This is a genomic window from Savagea faecisuis, from assembly GCF_042675605.1.
Classification (GTDB): domain Bacteria; phylum Bacillota; class Bacilli; order Bacillales_A; family Planococcaceae; genus Savagea; species Savagea faecisuis.
The window spans coordinates 11,784-33,948 of the sequence record NZ_JBHTJF010000013.1 but is presented as its reverse complement, the minus strand read 5'-3'; the positions used below and the strand labels follow the sequence as shown (position 1 = coordinate 33,948).

General features: G+C 40.0%; 24 protein-coding genes. 23 read left to right on the top strand and 1 reads right to left on the bottom strand.

What is annotated here, in order from left to right:
* Positions 1-33: 33 nt before the first annotated feature.
* The 6 genes from rsmG (at position 34) to ychF (ending at position 4,858) form a co-directional block, all read left to right on the top strand.
* Positions 34-747, top strand: a complete 714-nt coding sequence (gene rsmG / locus ACFQ0V_RS03105) for a 16S rRNA (guanine(527)-N(7))-methyltransferase RsmG (RefSeq protein ID WP_381009523.1) — start codon at positions 34-36, stop codon at positions 745-747.
* Between the two features lie 30 nt (positions 748-777).
* Positions 778-1,617 carry a nucleoid occlusion protein gene (gene noc / locus ACFQ0V_RS03100; RefSeq protein WP_381009520.1) on the top strand — a complete coding sequence of 280 codons (840 nt, stop codon included), beginning with the start codon at positions 778-780 and terminating at the stop codon, positions 1,615-1,617.
* 111 nt (positions 1,618-1,728) lie between these two features.
* Positions 1,729-2,574, top strand: coding sequence for a ParB/RepB/Spo0J family partition protein (locus ACFQ0V_RS03095; protein WP_381009517.1), 846 nt, complete (start codon positions 1,729-1,731; stop codon positions 2,572-2,574).
* Positions 2,575-2,584: 10 nt separating this feature from the next.
* Positions 2,585-3,502, top strand: a complete 918-nt coding sequence (locus ACFQ0V_RS03090) for a mechanosensitive ion channel family protein (RefSeq protein ID WP_381009514.1) — start codon at positions 2,585-2,587, stop codon at positions 3,500-3,502.
* The gene (locus ACFQ0V_RS03085; RefSeq protein ID WP_194563612.1) at positions 3,483-3,677 is read left to right on the top strand and encodes a DUF951 domain-containing protein; all 195 of its coding nucleotides are present in this window, start codon (positions 3,483-3,485) and stop codon (positions 3,675-3,677) included. Before ACFQ0V_RS03090 ends, ACFQ0V_RS03085 begins: the two co-directional genes overlap by 20 nt.
* Before the next feature lie 80 nt (positions 3,678-3,757).
* Positions 3,758-4,858 (top strand): redox-regulated ATPase YchF, encoded by a 1,101-nt coding sequence (ychF, locus tag ACFQ0V_RS03080; RefSeq protein WP_381009510.1) that lies wholly within the window; start codon positions 3,758-3,760, stop codon positions 4,856-4,858.
* 61 nt (positions 4,859-4,919) lie between these two features.
* On the opposite strand, the gene ACFQ0V_RS03075 is transcribed toward ychF, so the two are convergent.
* Positions 4,920-5,483 (bottom strand): DUF3267 domain-containing protein, encoded by a 564-nt coding sequence (locus ACFQ0V_RS03075; RefSeq protein ID WP_381009506.1) that lies wholly within the window; start codon positions 5,481-5,483, stop codon positions 4,920-4,922.
* Between the two features lie 141 nt (positions 5,484-5,624).
* Between ACFQ0V_RS03075 and rpsF the strand changes: the two genes are divergently transcribed.
* The 17 genes from rpsF to mqo all read left to right on the top strand — a co-directional run bounded on the left by rpsF (position 5,625) and on the right by mqo (position 22,130).
* On the top strand, positions 5,625-5,912 hold the full coding sequence (gene rpsF, locus ACFQ0V_RS03070; RefSeq protein ID WP_194563629.1) for a 30S ribosomal protein S6: 288 nt from the start codon (positions 5,625-5,627) through the stop codon (positions 5,910-5,912).
* Between the two features lie 42 nt (positions 5,913-5,954).
* A complete protein-coding gene (gene ssb / locus ACFQ0V_RS03065) occupies positions 5,955-6,512 on the top strand; it encodes a single-stranded DNA-binding protein (RefSeq protein WP_381009503.1) in 558 nt (185 codons plus the stop codon).
* A 40-nt stretch (positions 6,513-6,552) separates the two neighbouring features.
* A complete protein-coding gene (gene rpsR, locus ACFQ0V_RS03060; protein ID WP_194563608.1) occupies positions 6,553-6,789 on the top strand; it encodes a 30S ribosomal protein S18 in 237 nt (78 codons plus the stop codon).
* 150 nt (positions 6,790-6,939) lie between these two features.
* Entirely contained in the window at positions 6,940-7,869 is a 930-nt protein-coding gene (locus tag ACFQ0V_RS03055) for a DUF2232 domain-containing protein (RefSeq protein ID WP_381009498.1), read from the top strand.
* Positions 7,870-7,884: 15 nt separating this feature from the next.
* Positions 7,885-9,861 carry a DHH family phosphoesterase gene (locus ACFQ0V_RS03050; protein WP_381009495.1) on the top strand — a complete coding sequence of 659 codons (1,977 nt, stop codon included), beginning with the start codon at positions 7,885-7,887 and terminating at the stop codon, positions 9,859-9,861.
* The gene (rplI, locus tag ACFQ0V_RS03045) at positions 9,858-10,304 is read left to right on the top strand and encodes a 50S ribosomal protein L9 (RefSeq protein WP_381009492.1); all 447 of its coding nucleotides are present in this window, start codon (positions 9,858-9,860) and stop codon (positions 10,302-10,304) included. Before ACFQ0V_RS03050 ends, rplI begins: the two co-directional genes overlap by 4 nt.
* 18 nt (positions 10,305-10,322) lie before the next feature.
* A complete protein-coding gene (gene dnaB, locus ACFQ0V_RS03040) occupies positions 10,323-11,675 on the top strand; it encodes a replicative DNA helicase (RefSeq protein ID WP_381009490.1) in 1,353 nt (450 codons plus the stop codon).
* 167 nt (positions 11,676-11,842) lie between these two features.
* Complete coding sequence (locus ACFQ0V_RS03035) at positions 11,843-13,246, top strand: M23 family metallopeptidase (protein WP_381009487.1); 1,404 nt, start codon at positions 11,843-11,845, stop codon at positions 13,244-13,246.
* Positions 13,247-13,386: 140 nt separating this feature from the next.
* The gene (gene yycF / locus ACFQ0V_RS03030) at positions 13,387-14,097 is read left to right on the top strand and encodes a response regulator YycF (protein WP_381009484.1); all 711 of its coding nucleotides are present in this window, start codon (positions 13,387-13,389) and stop codon (positions 14,095-14,097) included.
* A gap of 3 nt (positions 14,098-14,100) precedes the next feature.
* A complete protein-coding gene (gene walK, locus ACFQ0V_RS03025; protein WP_381009481.1) occupies positions 14,101-15,921 on the top strand; it encodes a cell wall metabolism sensor histidine kinase WalK in 1,821 nt (606 codons plus the stop codon).
* Positions 15,912-17,234 (top strand): YycH family regulatory protein, encoded by a 1,323-nt coding sequence (locus ACFQ0V_RS03020; protein WP_381009478.1) that lies wholly within the window; start codon positions 15,912-15,914, stop codon positions 17,232-17,234. The genes walK and ACFQ0V_RS03020 overlap by 10 nt, the downstream gene beginning before the upstream one ends.
* Positions 17,221-18,030 (top strand): two-component system regulatory protein YycI, encoded by an 810-nt coding sequence (locus tag ACFQ0V_RS03015; protein ID WP_381009476.1) that lies wholly within the window; start codon positions 17,221-17,223, stop codon positions 18,028-18,030. Before ACFQ0V_RS03020 ends, ACFQ0V_RS03015 begins: the two co-directional genes overlap by 14 nt.
* Positions 18,031-18,034: 4 nt before the next feature.
* Positions 18,035-18,823 carry an MBL fold metallo-hydrolase gene (locus tag ACFQ0V_RS03010; protein ID WP_381009473.1) on the top strand — a complete coding sequence of 263 codons (789 nt, stop codon included), beginning with the start codon at positions 18,035-18,037 and terminating at the stop codon, positions 18,821-18,823.
* A gap of 321 nt (positions 18,824-19,144) precedes the next feature.
* Entirely contained in the window at positions 19,145-19,624 is a 480-nt protein-coding gene (rlmH, locus tag ACFQ0V_RS03005) for a 23S rRNA (pseudouridine(1915)-N(3))-methyltransferase RlmH (RefSeq protein WP_194563597.1), read from the top strand.
* 57 nt (positions 19,625-19,681) lie between these two features.
* Positions 19,682-19,981 (top strand): hypothetical protein, encoded by a 300-nt coding sequence (locus ACFQ0V_RS03000; protein WP_381009471.1) that lies wholly within the window; start codon positions 19,682-19,684, stop codon positions 19,979-19,981.
* Entirely contained in the window at positions 19,978-20,328 is a 351-nt protein-coding gene (locus ACFQ0V_RS02995; RefSeq protein WP_381009468.1) for a hypothetical protein, read from the top strand. Before ACFQ0V_RS03000 ends, ACFQ0V_RS02995 begins: the two co-directional genes overlap by 4 nt.
* A 290-nt stretch (positions 20,329-20,618) precedes the next feature.
* Positions 20,619-22,130: a malate dehydrogenase (quinone) gene (gene mqo / locus ACFQ0V_RS02990; protein ID WP_381009562.1), complete on the top strand. Its 1,512-nt coding sequence runs from the start codon at positions 20,619-20,621 to the stop codon at positions 22,128-22,130.
* Positions 22,131-22,165: the final 35 nt, after the last annotated feature.

The window sequence follows — 22,165 nt, the reverse complement described above, 5'->3', positions numbered from 1 at the left end:
ATATGTACATAAATTTGGGAGGCTATAACTTTTATGAATGAACAACAGTTTATCGAAGCGTTGCGCGCGAAAGGAATCGACTTGAGCGAGCGACAAATTGAACAGTTTCGCACTTACTTTACGGAGCTTGTCGAGTGGAACGAAAAGATGAATTTAACAGCGATTACGGATGAACCATCTGTTTATTTAAAACATTTTTATGATTCGATTTCTGCAGCGTTTTACGTTGATTTTTCAAAAGAGATGACCGTTTGTGATGTCGGAGCGGGAGCGGGTTTTCCGAGTATCCCACTCAAAATTTGTTATCCACACATTGAATTGACGATTGTGGATTCTTTAAATAAACGCATTACATTTTTAAACCATTTAGCAGATGAGCTTCAATTAGAAAACGTTCATTTCGTTCATGCGAGAGCGGAAGAATTCGGGAAAAATAAAGCGTATCGTGAACAATTTGATTTAGTGACAGCACGCGCTGTAGCACGTTTATCTGTATTGTCTGAGCTATGTGTTCCTCTTGTGAAAAAGGGAGGACAATTTGTAGCGATGAAAGGTGCAGCAGGCCCTGAAGAGTTAATCGATGCGAAAAGTGCCTTGAACATACTCGGTGTAGAATTAGTAGAACAGTTCGACTTTGAGTTACCTGAAGAAGATAGTGAACGTACACTTTATGTTTTCGATAAAGTGAAAGTGACGCCGAAAAAATATCCGAGAAAACCAGGCACGCCGAATAAATCTCCTTTATGATAAATTGATGAAAGCAGGTGTTGAGTCGCCATGAAAAATACTTTTGCCCGCTTGTTTGGCTCTTCGAATAAAGAAGAGGAAGAGGTCAAAGAAGGTGTCGAACAAATTGCGATTGAATTAATCGATCCGAACCGTTATCAGCCGCGTACTGTTTTTTCACAAGAGAAGATTGAAGAATTAGCTCTTACGATTCATACACACGGCGTCATCCAGCCGATCGTCTTGCGAAAAGTAGACGAACGCTATGAAATTGTCGCTGGAGAGAGACGCTTTCGCGCGATGCAACATCTCGGATGGAATGAAGTACCAGCACTCGTTCGCAAAATGGACGATCGTGAAGTCGCTTCAGTCGCGTTAATTGAAAACTTACAACGTGAACAACTGACAGCTATAGAAGAAGCACATGCTTATGCGCAATTGTTAGAGCTCCACCAATTGACGCAAGAAGCATTAGCACAACGTTTAGGGAAGAGTCAGTCGACAATTGCGAACAAGCTTCGCCTTCTGAAGTTGCCAGAGCGTATTCAAGAGACGATTTTAAACAAACAAATTACAGAACGTCATGCGCGCGCTTTACTTCGTGTAAAAGATGAGGAACAGCAGCTAAATATGTTAACTCGTTTATTAGAAGAACAGTGGAGCGTTAAACAACTCGAAGAACAAATTACGCTTTTAACAGCTGAAGTTGAAGCACCACCGAAGAAAAAGAAACCTCGTGTGAAAGTCATTAGCAAAGATGTCCGCATCGCATTAAATACATTGAAGCAATCCGTTCAACTCATCACAAAGAGTGGAATTGAAGTAGAAACGGAAGAAGTAGAAGAAGACGATCATTACGTCGTCATGGTGAAAATTCCGAAGAAAAAATAAAAATGGAAAAAGAGTGGAGAAATTATTCCGCTCTTTTTTCTTTTCTTTTTGTAAAGTAGCATGATTTGATACACTGAAAGAAAGTGATGAATGAGTGAGGATGTGAAATTAATGAAAACGACAAGTAAATCAGGATTACAAGCAATTTTTGGAGAAACGACCGTGGAAGAGACCGATCAATTCAAACATATTCCAGTTTCTCAAATTGATGCGAATCCGTATCAACCGAGACAGCAATTTGATGATGAGCAATTAACGGAACTATCTCAATCAATTGATCAATCTGGGGTCATTCAACCGATCATCGTTCGTCGTAAGGAAGGACGTTATGAACTCGTTGCAGGAGAACGCCGTTTACGAGCGACACAACTTGCTGGACATCAGCATATACCCGCCATCATTAGAGAAATTACAGATGTCGAATCGATGGAATATGCTCTATTAGAAAATTTGCAGCGGACAAATTTAAATCCGATTGAAGAGGCGCAAGCATATGAAAAACTAGCAACAGCATTGGATTTAAAACAGAGTGATTTAGCGAAGCGAGTTGGAAAGAGTCGTCCTTACGTTGCGAATATGTTGAGACTTTTAAATTTACCAGAAACTGTACAGCAACTGTTAATCGATGGGCAATTATCAAATGGACATGGCCGAGCTCTTTTAGGGTTGAAAAACCGATCCCAAATGGAACTACTCGCCGAACAAGCCGTCCATCATTACTGGAACGTTCGTCAAATCGAAAAGAAAGTACAGCAACTTAACGAAGATGTTTCACATGAAACAAAAAAAGCGACACCTCGCAATATTTTTATTGAAAGTGAAGAGCGCCAATTAGAGCAGTTTTTTGGCACGAAAGTTCAAATTAAACAGTCAAACAATCGCGGGAAAATTGAAATTGAATTTATGACAGATGAAGATTTAGAACGTATACTACAACTAATAAAGCAAGAATCGTAAGGAGGATTTTATGGCCATAACAGAAGAGCCTACGTTAACCGAGGAATTAAAGGAAGATTATGTACAAGTGGAGGAGTTTTTATTTAGCCCAGAAACATGGGAAGGGCTGACGCGTATTTCGATTCGTGTCATTCTCATTGCGATATTATCTTATGTCGTCGTTCGGGTAGCTAAAGTAATTATTCGTCGCATGTTTGCGATTAAGTATAAAGGGCCGATTAGACGTTCGGAAAGACGAGAACGCACATTGTTACTATTGCTAGAAAATACCGTCTCCTATGTCGTCTATTTCGCTGCGATTTTAGCGATATTAGATGAATTTGGAATCGGGGTAAAGGGATTACTTGCAGGGGCCGGGGTACTTGGACTCGCTGTCGGTTTCGGAGCGCAAAACTTAGTGCGTGATGTCATTACTGGATTCTTTATTTTATTTGAAGATCAGTTTTCGGTAGGAGATTACGTTCAAATTGGACAAGCGACAGGAACTGTAGAAGAAATAGGACTTCGTACGACGAAAGTAGCCGCTTACGGAGGAGAAGTTCACATCATTCCGAACGGAATTATCTCGGAAGTGGTGAATTATTCTGTGCGCAATTCTTTAGCCATTTTAGATATCGGCATATCGTACGAGACGAATATTGCGCATGCAGAGCGAGTGCTCACTGATTATTTAGAGCGCATGACGGAAGAAGAATATCCCGAAATAGTCGCGCCAGCACAATTTGTCGGTGTTCAAAACTTAGCAGCTTCTGAAATTGTGTTACGTGTAACTGTTGAAACACAACCGATGATGCAGCACGGTTTAGCACGTCGTATGAGAGCTGAAATTAAAGAGTTATTTGACGAGGAAGGAATTGAAATTCCGTATCAAAAAATGGTGATTTATCAGCAAAAGGAGAATGTAAACGATGAGCGAAAAGACATTTGAATTGAATGATGTAGTAGCGATGAAAAAGCCACATCCGTGTGGTACGAATGAATGGAAAATTATTCGAATGGGAGCGGATATTCGCATAAAATGTCAAGGATGCGATCATAGCGTCATGCTTCCACGAAATGAATTTCAGAAAAAAATGAAGAAAGTACTTCGCCAAGCGGAGTAAAGATAGACAAGAGTAGGGTTTATCCATATAATAGAAGAGTTGAAAAAGAACCGGAAAAATAAGAAAGGTTGTGGAATGGCATGGCTTTAACAGCTGGAATCGTTGGTCTTCCAAACGTAGGAAAATCAACATTGTTTAATGCGATTACAAAAGCTGGAGCTGAAGCAGCGAACTACCCGTTCTGTACAATTGACCCGAACGTAGGAATCGTTGAAGTACCTGACGAACGTTTAAATAAATTAACAGAGTTAGTAGAACCGAAAAAAACGGTACCGACTGCATTTGAGTTTACAGATATCGCAGGGATTGTAGAAGGAGCGAGTAAAGGAGAAGGACTTGGAAATAAATTCCTCTCTCACATTCGTGAAGTAGATGCAATTTGTCAAGTCGTTCGTTGTTTCGCAGATGAAAATATTACACACGTATCAGGGAAGGTCGATCCTTTATCTGATATTGAAGTGATCAACTTAGAGCTCATTTTAGCGGACTTAGAAAGTGTTTCAAAACGTTTAGAGCGCGTGACGAAAATGGCGAAACAAAAAGATAAAGATGCGATGGCAGAAGAAATTCCATTAACGAAATTAAAAGAAGCGTTTGAAGAAGGACATCCAGCACGTTCGGTTGAACTTTCGAAAGAAGAGTTTGAATTGATTCGTGGTATGCACTTATTAACGATCAAACCGATGCTTTACGTAGCGAACGTTTCGGAAGATGAAATTGCCGATGTTTCAAATAACGAATACGTCCAAAAAGTACGTGACTTCGCAAAAGAAGACGGAGCAGAAGTAATTGTCGTCTGTGCGAAAATCGAAGAAGAAATGGCTGAATTAGAAGATGACGAGAAAGAGATGTTTTTAGAAGAGCTCGGCATTGAAGAATCAGGTTTAGACCAATTAATTCGTGCGACATACGATCTTCTCGGCTTAGCAACTTACTTTACAGCAGGCGTACAAGAAGTGCGTGCGTGGACATTCCGTAAAGGAATGAAAGCACCACAATGTGCGGGAATCATCCATACGGACTTCGAAAAAGGATTCATCCGTGCAGAAACAGTAGCTTATGATGATTTATTAGAAGCGGGTTCAATGACTGCAGCGAAAGAAGCAGGAAAAGTTCGCCTCGAAGGAAAAGAATACGAAGTGAAAGACGGCGACGTTATGTTGTTCCGTTTCAACGTATAATCCACAATATGTGCATAAGATGTCGATAACTTTAGAATATTCTTAAAGTTATCGACTTTTTTCATGAATCATCCACATCGTCCACAGCTAACTGTTGATAAACATACAGTTTAGGCTCTTGTGAGTCATCTTGAATGAGTGCATTTTGTGGATATTTTCTCAATTGTGCATACATTGCAAAGTCTCCTGCTGCTCCTCCTATTAATAAAGCGGCGAGTATGTACAATACACCGCTTTGCCAATAAAGGCCGAGGAGAGCTGGAATGACACCGGTCGTCCAAAACGGAAGTAATAGTGCTGCGCGCATCGCACGATTTGTCAGCAATTGATCCATCGTCGCATATGCGACACCGAGCTCTAAATTTAAACCGAACTGCATCTTTTTCCAAGGGACGCCTCCGAACAGTCGAAATCCGAGTAAGTGAAAAAATTCATGTAAGGCGATTAATACAATATATCCAATCACCGTTAAGAACAGTCCTGACCATGAAAAAGAAAAAATCCACGTTCCATACAATATGTAATCCACCACAATTAAAAACAATAGCGACCCGAGCGTAATCCATAAACTTTGCTTTGCGACTTCAGGTAGATTAAGTTCGATGATGGCATCCGGTTGCTTCATCCTGATCACTCCTAAAAATAAATAATGAAATCAATTGTCACATGAATAAAATCATGGTATAGTAAGTTGATGTGAGTATACATATACTTACTCCTTGTCTACATCTATTGTAGACCAAAGTCCATGAGGAGGTGACAAATGATGAAAAAGTACGAAATTATGTACATTATTCGCCCAACAGTTGAAGATGAAGCACGCAAAGCTTTAATCGAGCGTTTCGATGCTGTTTTAACTGGTGAAGGTGCTGAAATCATCGAGTCGAAAGAATGGGGCAAACGCCGCTTAGCTTACGAAATCGATGACTTACGTGAAGGATACTACCAGCTCGTAACAGCTAACGCTGACGGTGCTGCTATTGAAGAATTCACACGTCTTGCGAACATTAACGAAAATATCATCCGCCACATGGCAGTACGTATTGACGCTTAATTTTGCAAGTTTTCAATAAAATGAAAGGGGCTGTACTCTGATATGATCAACCGTGTTGTACTTGTCGGTCGTTTGACGAAGGATCCTGAATTGAAATATACCCAATCAGGAATTGCGGTAGTCCGTTTTACTTTAGCGGTGAATCGTACATTTACGAATCAACAAGGTGAGCGTGAAGCAGACTTTATTAACTGTGTCGCATGGCGCAAACAAGCTGAGAACATCGCTAACTTCTTGAGAAAAGGCAGCTTAGCTGGCGTAGATGGACGCATTCAAACGAGTAGTTTTGACGGAAAAGATGGTCAACGCGTCTTTATGACGGAAGTTGTTGCAGATAGTGTTCAATTTTTAGAGCCACGTAGCGCGACGCAAAATCGTCCGGAATCGGGCGGTCAAGCACCGAACTATGGTGGAGGAGCTCCGAATAACTTCGGTGGCAACCAAAATTACGGATACCAAAATCAGCAAAGCAACTTTAATCAGAATCAACAGCCGTCTTTCCAACAACCGAACGAACAAAATTATACGAATACAAATGATAATCCATTCGCATCGAACGATGGTCCAATCGAAGTTACTGACGACGATTTACCATTCTAGTTCAATGTTTGATATGGAGTGAAGGAAGGAGGAGTTTTGCATGGCACCACGTCGCGGAGGTCGTCGTCGTCGTAAAGTATGTTATTTCACTTCAAATAACATTACACACATCGACTACAAAGACACAGACTTACTTAAAAAGTTCATCTCAGAACGCGGTAAAATTTTACCACGTCGCGTAACTGGAACTAGCGCTAAATACCAACGTAAATTGACTACAGCAATTAAACGTGCACGTATTATGGCTTTACTTCCATTCGTTTCTGAAGAGCGTTAATAAGTATATAATGAAAAAGAGCTTTCCCTATGCGGAAAGCTCTTTTTTGTGTATTGTGAGAAGCTAACGAAACCTTTTGATTACAAAATGAAAAACGTGATACAATTGGAGAAGGTATTTTTTGAAAGTTTGCATTGAAGGAGTGTCGTTATGTCATTTACGATTCAGAAGTCAGTGTATTCCATTTTGACATTGTTGCTTGTCGGCATTGTCGGTTACGTACCTTTTTATGGGATGCTTGCACTTCTATTCATTCCTTTCCCTCTCATGCTGATTCGAATGAGCAGTAAGAGACAGGGTGGAATGATTTATTTACTCATATTATCTTTACTCACAATAGTGATCGCTCCCCTTCAATTAGGGATGACGTCCATCGCGTTTATGGCGATGGGTTACATGATCGGTGAGACTACGTTGTACCGAAAATCGAAGCTCGCTGTATGGAACGCAGCATCTATTACGTTATTAGTAGCTCTCGTATTACAGTACGTACTATCTGTACTCGTTTTACACGTGAACGCAATCGAATGGGTCCAAGATTTTTTACATACACAAGAGCGTCGAATCATTCAATTATTCGCTCCGTTAGATGAGACAGGAACGATGGAACAAGCGATTCAATCTGTCTTTTTAATGTATAATTTCAGTTTACCGACGTATGCGATCGTCGGAATTGTTATTTTAGCATTTTTATCTTTAAATATTGCATATTTCTTCGGTAAAAAAGCGGTATTTGGATTTGTATTTCCACGTTTCCAACCATTTTCATCGATGAAATTACCGATGATTACAGTCGTCTTGTACGGGATTTTATTATTGATGTCATTTTTACAATCATCTGATCTCGGTTCTTCATCTCATTTAATGATTTTAAATGCGATGAATATTTTCCGTATATTATTTTTATTACAAGGGATATCCTTTATCGTTTACGCTCTAAAGAAAGTACAATTGCCGATGATTTTAATTGTTTTATCGGGAATGGTTGCAGTGTTTTTCAACTCCATTACGGTAATTATAGGAATATTAGATACGGGGATTCAATTGAGAAGCTGGGTTGATCGCAAAATCGGAAAATAAGAGGAGATGATATTTATGAACTCGCAATTTCGAAAACGATTGATCCGTTATCCGCTCGCTGCGATGACTTTGTTAGGTGTCATTGCGGCGATTGCGCTATTCACTTTTCATTTTTGGATCGGTTTTATATTCACTGTACTCTTCGTCGTTTTAATCGGTATGATTTGGCGTGTAGAGGAACAGGATTATTTAGAAACAGAAGAGAAAATTCAATCGATTTCGTACCGGATGAAGCGTGTTGGAGAAGAAGCTTTATTGCAAATGCCAATTGGAATTGTGTTATTGGATGAACAAAATGATGTCGAATGGGCAAACGCGTACGCTAGTCACATTTTTGAGATGGAATCTTTAATCGGAAAATCGTTGGAACAAGAAGCGAAACCATTATGGAATATCGTTCAAAAAGAACAAGTGGAAGCGCGACAAATATTAATTGGCGAGCGCTATTTCGATATCGAATATAAACAAGAAGATCGTTTGTTTTACATTTTTGATGTGACACAAAGTCGCGAAGTCGAGTCTCGTTACGAAGCAGAACAGACTGTGCTCGGTATTTTATTGATTGATAACTATGATGAGTTAGCACAGCGAATGGACGATCAAACGAAAAGTCAGATGAATTCTCACGTCACATCTTTATTAAACGAATGGGCACTCCAACATCATATTTTCATGAAGCGCATCGCTTCAGATCGTTTCTTTTTAGTTTTAAATGAGCGCATTTTGTCTGATTTAGAAGAATCAAAATTTGCGATTTTAGATGATATTCGTGAGAAAACGAAAGAAGAATCTGCAGGGTTAACATTGAGCATCGGAATCGGAACTGGTGAATCCACTTTAATCGAGCTCGGTGAATTAGCACAATCGAGTTTAGATCTCGTGCTCGGTCGAGGTGGTGACCAAGTCGCGATTAAAAATACAGACGGTAAGCTTAAATTTTTCGGTGGAAAAACGAATCCAGTGGAGAAGCGTACGAGAGTGCGTGCAAGGGTCATCTCGCATGCACTACGCGATTTAATTCAAGGAAGTGACCAAGTATTTGTCATGGGGCATAAAATGCCGGATATGGACGCGATAGGAGCTGCAATCGGTGTGAGGAAAATGGCGCGCATGAACAATATTGAAGGATATGTCGTCATGGACTTCAATCAATTGGATGCGAGCGTACTTCGCCTAATGAAAGAAATTGAAAAAGATGAAGAATTGTATGCGCACTTCATCGATCCAGATACGGCGTTATCGATGATGACAGAACGTTCTTTACTGACAGTTGTCGATACGCATAAGCCAAGTTTAGTGATCGATGAGCGAGTGCTTCAAAAAGCGGACAAAATTGTCCTCATCGACCATCATCGTCGCGGAGAAGATTTCATTGATGATGCGATGCTCGTCTATATGGAGCCGTACGCTTCATCAACAGCCGAACTCGTGACAGAATTGATCGAATATCAACCGAAGCATGAGCGACTGACAATGTTAGAATCAACCGCGATGCTTGCGGGGATTGTCGTCGATACGAAAAGCTTCACATTGCGGACAGGTTCGAGAACGTTCGAAGCAGCTTCTTATTTACGGATGAACGGCGCAGATACGATTCTCGTTCAGCGATTATTGAAAGAGGACATCGACACGTACGTAAAACGTGCTAAACTAATTGAGAAAGTACAAGTAACAGAAGAAGGAATTGCGATTGTAGCCGGTGAACCTGGCGTTATTTATGGACCAGTATTAATCGCTCAAACCGCAGACATTTTATTATCGATGTTAGGTGTCGTTGCGTCATTTGTGATTGCGGCGCGAGAAGATGGTAAAATAGGAATTAGTGCACGATCTCTCGGAGACGTAAACGTTCAAATCGTCATGGAGAAACTCGGTGGTGGCGGTCACTTAACGAATGCTGCCTGCCAACTAGAAGTGGACTCTGTCGAAGAAGCGGAGCGTTTATTACGAGAAGCATTAGTGGATACTGACGAAGGAGGAAATGAATCATGAAAGTAATTTTCACACAAGACGTTAAAGGAAAAGGTAAAAAAGGTGAAGTGAAAGACGTATCACCAGGATATGCACAAAACTTTTTATTAAAAAATAATTTAGCAGTAGAAGCAACACCACAAAATTTAGCACGTTTAGAAGGTCAGAAAAAACGCGCACAAAAAGACGCAGCGGAAGAATTGAAAGAAGCTCAACAGTTGAAAGCAGTACTTGATGAGACGACTGTAGAAATGAAAGCGAAGTCTGGTGAGGGGGGCCGTCTATTCGGTTCTATCACGACGAAGCAAATTGCAGAAGCATTGAAAAAACAAAAAGATATTAAAGTGGATCGTCGTAAAATGGAATTACCGGATGCGATTCGTGCATTAGGTTATACGAACGTTCCAATTAAATTACATCCAGAAGTAACAGCGACGATGAAAGTGCATGTTACAGAAGAATAAACAGAGGAGTGACGGTTCATGGATCCATTAGATCGTGTTCCCCCCCATAATATTGAAGCGGAACAATCGATACTCGGTGCGATTTTTTTGGAGCCGGAAACGTTAATTACAGCATCTGAAATCATTATGCCGGTTGACTTTTACAAAGTAGCCCATCAAAAAATATTCGAAACGATGTTAGTATTGAACGATCGTGGAGAGCCAATTGACCTCGTTACTTTAACAGAAGAATTAAAAGCGGCAAATGAATTAGAAAACGTAGGCGGGCTCAGTTATTTAGGTGAGCTCGCCTCTACTGTTCCTACGGCAGCCAATATCGACCATTATGCGCGCATCGTCGAAGAAAAGTCGTTATTGCGCAAATTAATTCGCGTCGCAACGACGATTATCGATGACGGCTATACGCGAGAAGATGAAGTAGAAGAAGTGCTCGCGGAAGCTGAACGCAAAATGATGGAAGTATCGAGTCGCAAAAATGCAGGAGATTTTAAACCGATTGCGGACGTCCTCGTCGATACGTTCGAAAATATTGAGCGATTGCACAATCAAAAAGGTGATGTGACAGGGATTCCGACAGGATTTACTGATTTAGACCGCATTACAGCTGGATTTCAGCGTAACGATTTAATTATCGTTGCCGCTCGTCCTTCTGTCGGGAAAACAGCATTTGCGCTCAACGTCGCTCAAAACGTCGCAACGAAAACAGACGAGAATGTAGCGATTTTCAGTTTGGAGATGGGAGCGGACCAGCTCGTGATGCGTATGCTTTGTGCGGAAGGAAATATCGACGCTCAAGCGTTACGTACAGGGGATTTAGAAGATGAAGATTGGAAAAAGCTTTCCCTCGCGATCGGGACACTCTCGAATGCTGGAATTTTCATCGACGATTCTCCTGGAGTGCGTGTCAACGAAATTCGTTCCAAATGTCGTCGTTTAAAACAAGAACATGGCCTCGGAATGATCGTCATTGACTATTTGCAACTTATCATGGGAAGCGGTCGTTCAGGCGAAAACCGACAGCAAGAAGTTTCAGAGATTTCGCGTTCTTTAAAGGCGTTGGCACGTGAGTTGGAAGTGCCTGTCATCGCCTTGTCGCAGTTATCACGTGGCGTCGAACAACGTCAAGATAAGCGCCCGATGATGTCCGACCTGCGGGAGTCTGGGAGTATTGAGCAAGACGCAGACATCGTCAGCTTCTTATATCGTGAAGATTATTATGATAAAGAAACAGAGAATAAAAACTTGATTGAAATTATTATCGCGAAGCAACGTAACGGTCCGACGGGAACAGTGACGCTCGCCTTTAAGAAAGAATATAATAAATTTTTAAATGTCGACTGGAGTCAACAACCTCCGCCGAGTAATTTTTAAAGTCTTTCGTCCTTTATTAGGACGAAAGACTTTTTCTTTTATGGGAAAATCAGGGAGCAATACTACATTATCATTACAAATCGTTTACAAACGCTGAAATATTAAAAAAATATGATACTTTTATAAAGGTGTCATTTGAAGAAACAATGGTGGAGGGTATATAAATTATGAAAGAACAACGTCGTAATTGGAAAAAAACGATTCGTAACGGCGCATTCGTTGTTGCCTTACTTGTAGCAGCTCCAATTACTGCTAATTTAACTGCAGCGTCAGAACAAGAAGAATTACAATCGATTCAACATATATATATTAATGACGAGTACATCGGAAAAGTGTCTGATGAAAAATTCGTTGAAGAAACGAAAGCACAACTAATCGTAGAAGCGAACGAAAAAAATCCTAATTTGCATTACGTCATTGAGGATGAAGTAAAAGTTGTACCTGAGATGACATTCACAGGGAAAGCAAACAATAAAGAATTGACGGAAGACTTACGCGATGCATTTACAGTAGAAGCACAAGCGCATGTTGTAAAGCTAGACGATTATCGCGCAATGTTCGTTAAAGATGAAGCACAGTTACAGCGTGTGTTACATAAAATGAAATTGGATTACGTGTCAGAAGAAGACTTGAAAAAGCTGGAGCAAGATGGAGAAATTGAATTAAATGAACAACGTTTTACACTCGTTAATCTAAACTTTTCTCATAAAATTGTAGCAGAACCAGCGACGACGATTCCGACGCGGGTCATTTCAGACGAAGAATTGTATGAGCAATTAAAAAATGGTGTCGAACAAAAAACATATGTCGTTCAAGATGAAACGACATGGGAAGCAGTCGCTGAAAAACATAATTTAACGGCTGCCCATTTACAATCGATGAATCCATCGAAAGAAGTAAAAGAAGGGACAGAACTTGTCATCCAGCGACATTCACCGAAAGTGACTGTGGAACAAGTGTATGAAATAAAAGAAAAAGTAGACATTCCTTTTGAAAAAGTGAAAGAAAATGATTCGACGATTTTAAAAGGCGAAGAAAAGGTTACTCAGCAAGGTAAAAATGGTGTTCAAATGAACATTAACCGTGTTCGAAAATCGAACGACGAACGTGTAGGGAAAAGTATCGCTGATGAACAAGTGATTACAGAACCAGTTCCAGAAATTACGAAAGTAGGTACGAAAGAAATCCCTTCACGCGGTACAGGTACGTTCGCTTGGCCAGCTGTCGGAGGATACGTATCTAGCGGTATGGGTTACCGTTGGGGACGTATGCATGAAGGGATCGACATCGCACGTCCATCGAATCGTTCGATATTAGCTGCGGACAACGGAACAGTCAAAACTGCAACAGGACATCCGACATACGGAAACTATATCGTTATTAGCCACAATAACGGTTATGAAACATTGTATGGCCACTTATCATCGATTCAAGTCCGTCCAGGTCAAGTCGTATCAAAAGGAACGAAAATTGGTGTGATGGGGTCGACGGGACGCTCTACAGGAATTCATTTACATTTTGAAGTTCGTAAAAATGGAGCACTTGTGAATCCATTGTCTGTATTGCGCTAAAAATATCGGGAGAATAAGGTGATATACTCACCTTATTCTCTTTTTATTTCCAAGGAAATAAAAGGCGTTCTCGTGCGAAATATGTCAAAAAGTGATAAAGTGAGAAGATAGAATAGTTATTTGAGAAAGGAAATTATATGATGCAAGATAAAAAAATATTGGTTGTCGATGATGAGAAGCCAATCGCAGATATATTAGAATTCAACTTAAAAAAAGAAGGATTCCAAGTATTTTGTGCATATGATGGAGAAGAGGCGCTTGAGAAGGTAGAAGAAATTCAGCCAGACATTATGCTGTTGGATATTATGTTACCGAAGCGTGATGGCATGGAAGTTTGTCGTGAAGTTCGCAAAACGCATGATTTCCCAATCATTATGCTGACAGCGAAAGACTCTGAAATTGATAAAGTGTTAGGTTTAGAACTCGGTGCAGATGATTACGTGACGAAGCCGTTTGGAACACGTGAATTAATCGCACGAGTGAAAGCTAATTTACGTCGTCAAATGAAGGTAGAGACGGAAGAAGTAGAAGAGGAAACGAATGAAATTACAGTCGGTGCTTTAACGATTCAACCAGATGCGTATACAGTATCAAAGCGCGGAGAAACGATTGAATTGACACATCGTGAATTTGAATTGCTTTACTATTTAGCGAAACAAATCGGTCAAGTGTTGACGCGTGAACACTTATTGCAGACGGTGTGGGGATATGATTACTTCGGAGATGTCCGAACGGTAGACGTCACCATTCGTCGTTTGAGAGAGAAAATTGAAGACACACCAAGTCATCCGACATGGATTGTGACGCGTCGAGGAGTAGGTTATTACTTACGCGATCCAGAACAGGAGTAACAAATGCGCAAAGTGACATTTTTTCGCTCGATTCATGTGAAGTTCGTTTTAATTTACATTTTGCTCATTTTAATCGCTTTGCAAATTATCGGTTTATACTTTGCGAAAGAATTAGAACAGACACTAAAACGTAATTTCACGACTTCGATTGAAGATCGAGTTAATTTAATTGAATTTAGCGTTCGGGAGGAAATGCTCCGAGAACGAACAGAAAACGACCCAACATTAGAGCAAAGTTTAAGGGTCGTTCTTTCGAGTTTCACGTCGGAAGATATGAATGAAATTCGCGTCATCGATTCCAAGTATCGCATCGTCGCAACATCGGCGTTAGATAACCAATCGATTGTCGGCCAACGATCAACAGACGATACGTTAAAACGTTCAATAACGTCAGAAACCCCTTCAAAAATTGTTCTTGACCCGAAGCTAGGCAAACGTGTTCTCGTCCAGACGAGACCGATTGTCGTCGGAGAAGAAGTAATCGGCTCTTTATATGTCGAGTCGAATATTGAAAAAGTGTATAAACAAATCGATGAAATTAACCGCATTTTAGCAGTTGGAGCAGCTGTCTCATTATCGATTACACTCATTATTGGAATATTTATCGCGCGCACCATTACCCGTCCGATTTCGGATATGCGGAAGCAAGCGCAAGCGATGGCGAAAGGGAACTTCTCTCGAAAAGTTAAAGTGTACGGAAATGATGAGATGGGACAATTAGCAATTGCCTTCAACCATTTAACGAATCAATTACAAGAGTCTCAATCGACGACGGAAAGTGAACGGCGTAAATTAGCGTCTGTCTTATCCAATATGACAGATGGTGTTATTGCGACGGATCGTAAAGGCCGAGTGAGTTTAATTAACGATTCTGCTTTAGATATGTTGCGCACGACGCGAGAGCTCGTATTGAACCGTCCGATTACGAGTGTGCTCAGTTTAGAGAAAGAGTACACATTTGAAGATTTAATCGATTTGAAAGAGTCGTTATCACTCGACTTTAGTACGGAAGAAGAACCGTATATTTTACGTGTGGCATTTTCTGTTACACAGAGAGAAACCGGATACGTCACCGGATTAATTGCGGTCATACATGACAATACCGAGCAAGAAAAAATTGATATGGAACGTCGAGAATTCGTTTCGAACGTTTCTCATGAACTTCGCACTCCGTTAACGACGATGCGAAGTTACTTAGATGCTCTTGCGGAAGGTGCGTGGCAAAACGAAGAAATTGCGCCGAAATTCTTGCACGTCACACAAACTGAAACGGAGCGGATGATTCGTCTCGTCAATGACCTTTTAAAATTGTCGCGGATGGACAGTGAAGAATACGAATTAAATCAAGAATTTGTCGATTTTAATAAATTTTTCAGTGCAATTATTGAACGGTTTGAATTTTCTAAGTCTCAAAATGTTCAATTCCAACGTCAATTTACAGATGAGTCGCTATTTGTTGAAATTGACCCGGATAAAATGACACAAGTGATCGACAATATTATTTCGAACGCTTTAAAATATTCACCTGATGGTGGGACAGTTTGTTTCGGCATTGAAAAAGCAGAAGATGATATTATCGTCTCGATTGCCGATGAAGGAATGGGTATCCCTCAAGATATGGTCAAGCGTATTTTTGATCGCTTCTACCGAGCAGATCGTGCACGCTCGCGAGCGATGGGGGGCACTGGTCTAGGATTAGCGATTGCGAAAGAGATGATTCAAGCACATGGTGGAACCATTTGGGCAGAAAGTGAAGAAGGAAAAGGAACGACGATCTTTTTCACATTGCCTTTAGAGCAACACGAGGATGGTGAATGGGATTGAAGTATATCGAAACAATCAAATCGGTCGTACTATTCGTATTAGTAATGATTAGTGTCGCTCTCACTTTTACCATTTGGACGTACACACCAAATCATGAAACATTAGATTCAGCAAAAACGATCGATATTTCCATCGCTGAAAAGAAAAAAGTTGAACAGCTCATCACACCGTACAAAGTTATTTATCGCAATAATGTATTGCGAGGGAGTCATGAAGAAATACGGTTAAGTGAGCTGTTAGAAGAGATGAAAGACTGGTCAATTCGCGATTTGACATTAGAACGTGAACAGTTTACGAAAGAACGTGTCGATGAATTGATGAGTGCTGAACAATCTTTATTATTATATTATTTCGGAGAAGTACCGTTCCGAATTTTTGAAAACATCATTACTGTACAAGATGGAAATGTACCTGAAGGAACATTCGATCGCCTCGTCGTAACGCGTACGGGAGATGAGATGGAAATGCATTTCATTAACCGAAAACACGAATATTATTACACAGCTTCCGTAACGGTTCCACAGTTAAAACGTACAGAAAATTTCTTTTTAACGTGGTCGAATGAATTAGACGTTTATGAAAAAGTGTTAGGCAATACGATTACGTACTTAGCGATTCCACAAAATGAATTGTTAGTGAATCAAAACACATATTACCAAGAAGAAGTAACACCTACTCGTTTTCGCGATGCTTTATTCGCTGATCCGAACGCTGTGAGACGAAGCCAAATCGGTTCGGTACAAGAAGAATATGCGGACAATCATGCTTTAATGACTGTTGATATGCTGACGAAACAGTTAAACTACGTCTATCCATCAGCGGAAAGTAATGAAATTGCGATACCTTCCGAATTGTTGTATCAATCAATCGATTTCATTAATGAACACGGAGGTTGGACAGACGATTACCGTTACGTATACATGAACCCAATTACACGTTACACTCGTTTTAAATTGTTCGTTGAAGGTTTACCGGTTCATAGTGAAACGAAAGTGTCGACGGAAATTGTGCAACAATATGGAGAAGGTCGGGTATTTCGTTATACACGCCCTTACTATACGTTTGATGCGACGTTGTTAATTGAACGCAACTTAGTTACTTTACCTTCAGGAGTTGAAGTGATTGAACATATGAAACGGAATCCTACTGTCGATTTAGAAGCGATAGAAGATGTCATCGTCGGATACATGATGCAACCAGACTTTGACAATCGTCTCTTCAAATTAATTCCTGCTTGGTTTTACAGTGTGAACGGTGTTTGGCATCATTATGATTTAAATGAGACGGGAGTGGCACGATATGGATTGGGGTAAAACGAAAACCATTTTTATTATCGTCTTTTCTATCGTCAATATCTTTTTATACTCTTTATACGTCAATCAACAAGATCAAGTGAAAAATGTTGAAGTATTAGGATCTGTGTCAGTTGCCGAAACATTGAAGCTCGATAATATTACGTACGATGCTTTACCACAAGGTGAATTTGATTCATCCTATATTTCAGCGAATATCGTAAAATTTACAGAAGAAATTACGTCAAGCTTAAAAGGACAAACTCCAACGATTGAAAACGAAACGACATTGCGTTCATCACTTGAAAAGCCATATGCTATTTTTAATACGGCGGGGAACCTACATCAAGTAGAGGAGTTTTTAGAGAAATATGTATACTGGGGCGAGCAGTATATGGTTTGGGAAGTGGATAAAGAAAATCATACCGTGACTTTATTCCAACAAGTGTTTGACGAACCGATTTATTATAGTCCGAGCGCACAGTTAAAATTATATTTTAATCGTGACGGTGAAGTGTATCGTTATGAACAACGCATGTTGGATGCGTTCGTCAGCTTCAATCGCAAAAAAGATTTAGTAACACCTTTTGAAGCGATCAGCTCTTTATCGACGCGCGGCAAACTACGTCCAAATTCAACGATTAAACAAGTGAAGTTAGGGTATTCAACACTCGTCCAATTTACAGAAAACCAAGTGTTTGCGCCGACTTGGCAAGTTGAGGTAGAGCTTGAAGATGGTACGATTGAAAATTATTTCGTCAATGCCATTGAAGGAAAAGTTGTCGACTTAAAGCAAGAAAAATCAATAGAGGAGTGACGAAATGCAGTTTAGTGTGTTAGCGAGTGGGAGTACTGGAAATTCGCTCTACGTCGAACATGAAGGCAAAGGTTATTTAATCGATGCTGGACTGAGCGCCAAACGAATGACAGAACAGCTCACCGCAATCGGTCGCTCTATCGATGATGTAGAAGCGGTCTTTGTGACGCATGAGCATAGTGACCATATTAAAGGGGTAGGCGTACTTGCACGCAAGTACAAACTACCGATTTACGCGAATGAAAAAACATGGGCGGCGATGAGCAAATCGATTGGCCATGTTCCGTCCGACTTACAATACAATTTTAAAATGGAAAGCGTCGAATCATTCGGAGGACTTCAAATCGAATCATTTGGAGTCTCTCACGACGCTGCAGACCCGATGTTTTATACGATGCATGCAAATGATCGAAAACTCGCGATCATTACAGATACGGGCTATGTGAGCGATCGTATGAAAGGCATCATTCAAGCGGCGGACGCATTCGTCTTTGAATCGAACCACGACGTCGGCATGTTGCAAATGTGTCGTTATCCATGGTCGGTGAAACATCGAATTTTAAGCGACGTCGGCCACGTTTCCAACGAAGATGCGGCAGTGGCGATGAGTGATGTCATTGGAGATAAAGAGACTAAAATATTTTTAGCTCACTTAAGTAAAGATAACAATATGAAAGAATTAGCTCGTATGACGGTATCTCAAATATTGCAGTCATTTGATGTACCGGTCGATCATCAAGTGCAATTGTTTGATACGGATCCAGATATTCCGACAAAATTAATGAATGTATAAACAGTTATCCACAGTACATCGTTTTGTAATGAAAATTTACAAAACGATGTTTTTTTATTGAAAAGAAAGCAAGTGTGGATAACTTGATTAAATTGTGGATATATTAAAACACTAATTATCAGATGATTTGAAATCGTTGTACAGCTTGATATGTCTAGCTTGAATCGTTAAAATGAAAAAGGAATAAAGAAAGTAATTTTCAAAAAATGAAAAAGTTATCCACAATATTAAAGACATTTACAAAAACCATACATATAGTGGCGAACATACATTCATCCACAATATGTAGATAACTTGTGGATAAGTGGAGGAAAAAATATTATGCAAATGACAATCATCTCAGTCGGAAAGTTAAAAGAGAAGTATTTGAAGTTAGGCATCGCTGAATTTGAAAAACGATTGCAGGCGTATACGAAGATGAAAATGATTGAAGTCCCTGACGAAAAAGCGCCAGAACAATTGAGTGAAAGTGAAATGGAATTAGTGAAGAAAAAAGAAGGAGAGCGCATTTTAGCGAAAATCGGCGCACAAGAATACGTCATCGCGCTCGACCTACAAGGAAAGATGTGGACGAGCGAACAACTCTCTTCTGAAATCGAATCACTCATGACGTACGGCAACAGTAAAATTACGTTTATTATCGGAGGATCACTCGGCATACATGAAGACGTGTTAAAGCGAGCAGACGCAAAGCTCAGCTTCTCCAAAATGACTTTCCCTCACCAACTAATGCGCCTCATTTTAGTCGAACAAATTTACCGCGCCTTCCGCATCATGAACGGAGAACCGTATCATAAATGACAAAGAATCATATATCGTATGGTACGATTATGATGGCAAAAGAAAGGAGTATTTTGAGTGAAGAAAACCCAGTTTATTATTTTAGCCGTCGTCATGAGTTTAATACTCGGCGCTTGTTCGTCCTCGAACGGCATGAAAGTAGGAAGTAGTGGGAAGGCTGAGCGGTATGCTGAATATTATGGAACGTACGAGAAAGTGTCAGAAGGGGAGTTAGAAGGGAACTATTTTGAAGATTACGAAGCGGTTCCGTTAGAAGATTATACCGGCTCCAAGACGATCACATTAAAAAGCAATGTACATATGAGTCTTATAACCGTCATTACTATAGCGATACGGGAGAGTTGTATCGTGAAGTGACGCGAAAATATCAATATCAATTTAAAGACAATCAAATTTTACGCGAACGAGACATTGACGAAACGAATTATAAAGCGTTCAAAAAATTGTATTACAACGACAACGGAGAGTTTGCGAAGTCAGAACGCGATCAATATGACGAATATGATTTAGTGAAAGAAGAAGAGGATTATGCTTTATTTGATGTGACGACATACGAAGTGAATGATGAAGAACAGGTTTGGAGTGACGGTCCTGAAAATCATTTAGAACATGATTTCATCAATATAGAAGGGCAATTGATTTCAGTCAATTATTATAAAGACGACGATGTGACAAAGGTTTCTCTTTACAAAAAAATCGATTAAAAATGAACATTTATTAAAGATTTGTAAATGGTTCAATTATTATTTTGCACTTTTGAAAATATAGAGTGAAAACGTTTTAATGAGCATATCTTGCGATAAAAGGATGTAAAAAACGGTTGAGATTATTTTTACCATACTATTCTAAAACATATTGCCATAATTGATTGTGAAAAGTTGATCATTCTCGTAACTTCTTTGTATAAAATATGTTAAACTATTGGATAGGTTATACAATTCCAGAAGAACCCGTGAGCGAATAGGAATGTGCATTTTTTCGGATTCTTTTGAGTATCGATAAAAAAGTAAGGAAGGTAAAGATGACTAATCAACAGATGAATACAGACGTTATTTTAATCGGCGCTGGTGTCATGAGTGCTACATTAGGAACTCTTTTAAAGCAACTCGCACCAGAATGGAACATCACAGTATTTGAGAAGCTTGACGCTGCAGGAGAAGAAAGTTCACATGAATTAAATAACGCTGGAACAGGGCACGCTGCATTATGTGAGTTGAACTATACGAAAGAATTAGAAGATGGTTCAATCGATATGAGCAAAGCTATTTCAGTGAACGAACAATTCCAAGTATCTCGTCAATTTTGGTCTTACTTAGTTGAACAAGGTCTTATCAAAAATCCAGAAGATTTTATTATGCCACTTCCTCACGTTAGCTATGTTCAAGGGGAAGACAATGTCCGTTTCTTGAAAAATCGTTATGAAACGATGATTCAAAATCCACTCTTTAAAGGGATGGAATTTTCGGATGACCTTGAAAAATTAAAAGAATGGCTTCCATTGATGATGGAAAACCGTACAGCAGGCGGAGAACCACTCGCTGCGACGAAAATTGATATCGGAACAGATGTGAACTTTGGAGCACTTACACGCATGATGTTCGAAAACCTCGAACAACAAGGTGTAGATGTCGAATACAACCATGTCGTTGAAGATATTACACGCCGTCCAGACGGTCGTTGGGACTTAAAGATTTTAGATACGAAAAACAATATTCGTAAATTCCAATCAGCGAAATTTGTCTTCATCGGTGGCGGTGGCGGAAGCTTGCCATTACTTCAGAAGACAGGTATTCCGGAAAGTAAACAGATCGGTGGTTTCCCAATTAGCGGAATCTTCATGGTTTGTAACAATCCTGAAATCGTTGAAAAACATAATGCGAAAGTGTACGGAAAAGCAGCAGTCGGTGCACCACCGATGTCTGTTCCACACTTAGATACACGTTACATCGATAACGAAAAATCATTATTGTTTGGACCGTTCGCAGGTTTCTCACCGAAGTTCTTAAAAACAGGATCGAATATGGACTTATTCGGCTCTGTTAAACCGAACAACTTAGTGACGATGCTTGCATGTGGTGCTAAAAATATGAGCTTAACGAAATATTTAGTAGAACAATTAGTGCAATCGAAAGAACAACGTATGGAAGAATTACGTTCATTCATTCCAGATGCGAAAGAAGAAGACTGGGAGTTAATCGTTGCGGGTCAACGTGTCCAAGTTATTAAAGATACACCTGAAGAAAAAGGTAAGCTCCAATTCGGTACGGAAGTTGTGACGGATGAAGCAGGAACAGTTGCGGCATTACTCGGTGCTTCACCAGGTGCTTCAACAGCAGTTCATGTCATGCTTGATGTGATGAACCGTTGCTTCCCAGAAGAAATGCAAGAGTGGGAGCCAAAAATTAAAGAAATGATTCCATCATATGGTGTCGCACTTTCTGAAAACCCAGAGTTATTTAAAGAAGTGCATGAAGCAACATCAAAATCATTAAAATTAACGAAATAAAACGAAAGGCTGTCTCCTAAAAGAGACGGCCTTTT

Coding starts and splice junctions, on each gene's coding strand:
- ssb (WP_381009503.1), top strand. CDS start 5,955: ATGATCAACCGTGTTGTACTTGTCGGTCGTTTGACGAAGGATCCTGAA.
- ACFQ0V_RS03095 (WP_381009517.1), top strand. CDS start 1,729: ATGAAAACGACAAGTAAATCAGGATTACAAGCAATTTTTGGAGAAACG.
- rpsR (WP_194563608.1), top strand. CDS start 6,553: ATGGCACCACGTCGCGGAGGTCGTCGTCGTCGTAAAGTATGTTATTTC.
- rsmG (WP_381009523.1), top strand. CDS start 34: ATGAATGAACAACAGTTTATCGAAGCGTTGCGCGCGAAAGGAATCGAC.
- ACFQ0V_RS03010 (WP_381009473.1), top strand. CDS start 18,035: ATGCAGTTTAGTGTGTTAGCGAGTGGGAGTACTGGAAATTCGCTCTAC.
- ACFQ0V_RS03075 (WP_381009506.1), bottom strand. CDS start 5,483: ATGAAGCAACCGGATGCCATCATCGAACTTAATCTACCTGAAGTCGCA.
- rplI (WP_381009492.1), top strand. CDS start 9,858: ATGAAAGTAATTTTCACACAAGACGTTAAAGGAAAAGGTAAAAAAGGT.
- ychF (WP_381009510.1), top strand. CDS start 3,758: ATGGCTTTAACAGCTGGAATCGTTGGTCTTCCAAACGTAGGAAAATCA.
- ACFQ0V_RS03050 (WP_381009495.1), top strand. CDS start 7,885: ATGAACTCGCAATTTCGAAAACGATTGATCCGTTATCCGCTCGCTGCG.
- dnaB (WP_381009490.1), top strand. CDS start 10,323: ATGGATCCATTAGATCGTGTTCCCCCCCATAATATTGAAGCGGAACAA.
- ACFQ0V_RS03055 (WP_381009498.1), top strand. CDS start 6,940: ATGTCATTTACGATTCAGAAGTCAGTGTATTCCATTTTGACATTGTTG.
- ACFQ0V_RS03015 (WP_381009476.1), top strand. CDS start 17,221: ATGGATTGGGGTAAAACGAAAACCATTTTTATTATCGTCTTTTCTATC.
- yycF (WP_381009484.1), top strand. CDS start 13,387: ATGCAAGATAAAAAAATATTGGTTGTCGATGATGAGAAGCCAATCGCA.
- ACFQ0V_RS03020 (WP_381009478.1), top strand. CDS start 15,912: ATGGGATTGAAGTATATCGAAACAATCAAATCGGTCGTACTATTCGTA.
- rlmH (WP_194563597.1), top strand. CDS start 19,145: ATGCAAATGACAATCATCTCAGTCGGAAAGTTAAAAGAGAAGTATTTG.
- walK (WP_381009481.1), top strand. CDS start 14,101: ATGCGCAAAGTGACATTTTTTCGCTCGATTCATGTGAAGTTCGTTTTA.
- noc (WP_381009520.1), top strand. CDS start 778: ATGAAAAATACTTTTGCCCGCTTGTTTGGCTCTTCGAATAAAGAAGAG.
- ACFQ0V_RS03035 (WP_381009487.1), top strand. CDS start 11,843: ATGAAAGAACAACGTCGTAATTGGAAAAAAACGATTCGTAACGGCGCA.
- ACFQ0V_RS03090 (WP_381009514.1), top strand. CDS start 2,585: ATGGCCATAACAGAAGAGCCTACGTTAACCGAGGAATTAAAGGAAGAT.
- rpsF (WP_194563629.1), top strand. CDS start 5,625: ATGAAAAAGTACGAAATTATGTACATTATTCGCCCAACAGTTGAAGAT.
- ACFQ0V_RS03085 (WP_194563612.1), top strand. CDS start 3,483: ATGAGCGAAAAGACATTTGAATTGAATGATGTAGTAGCGATGAAAAAG.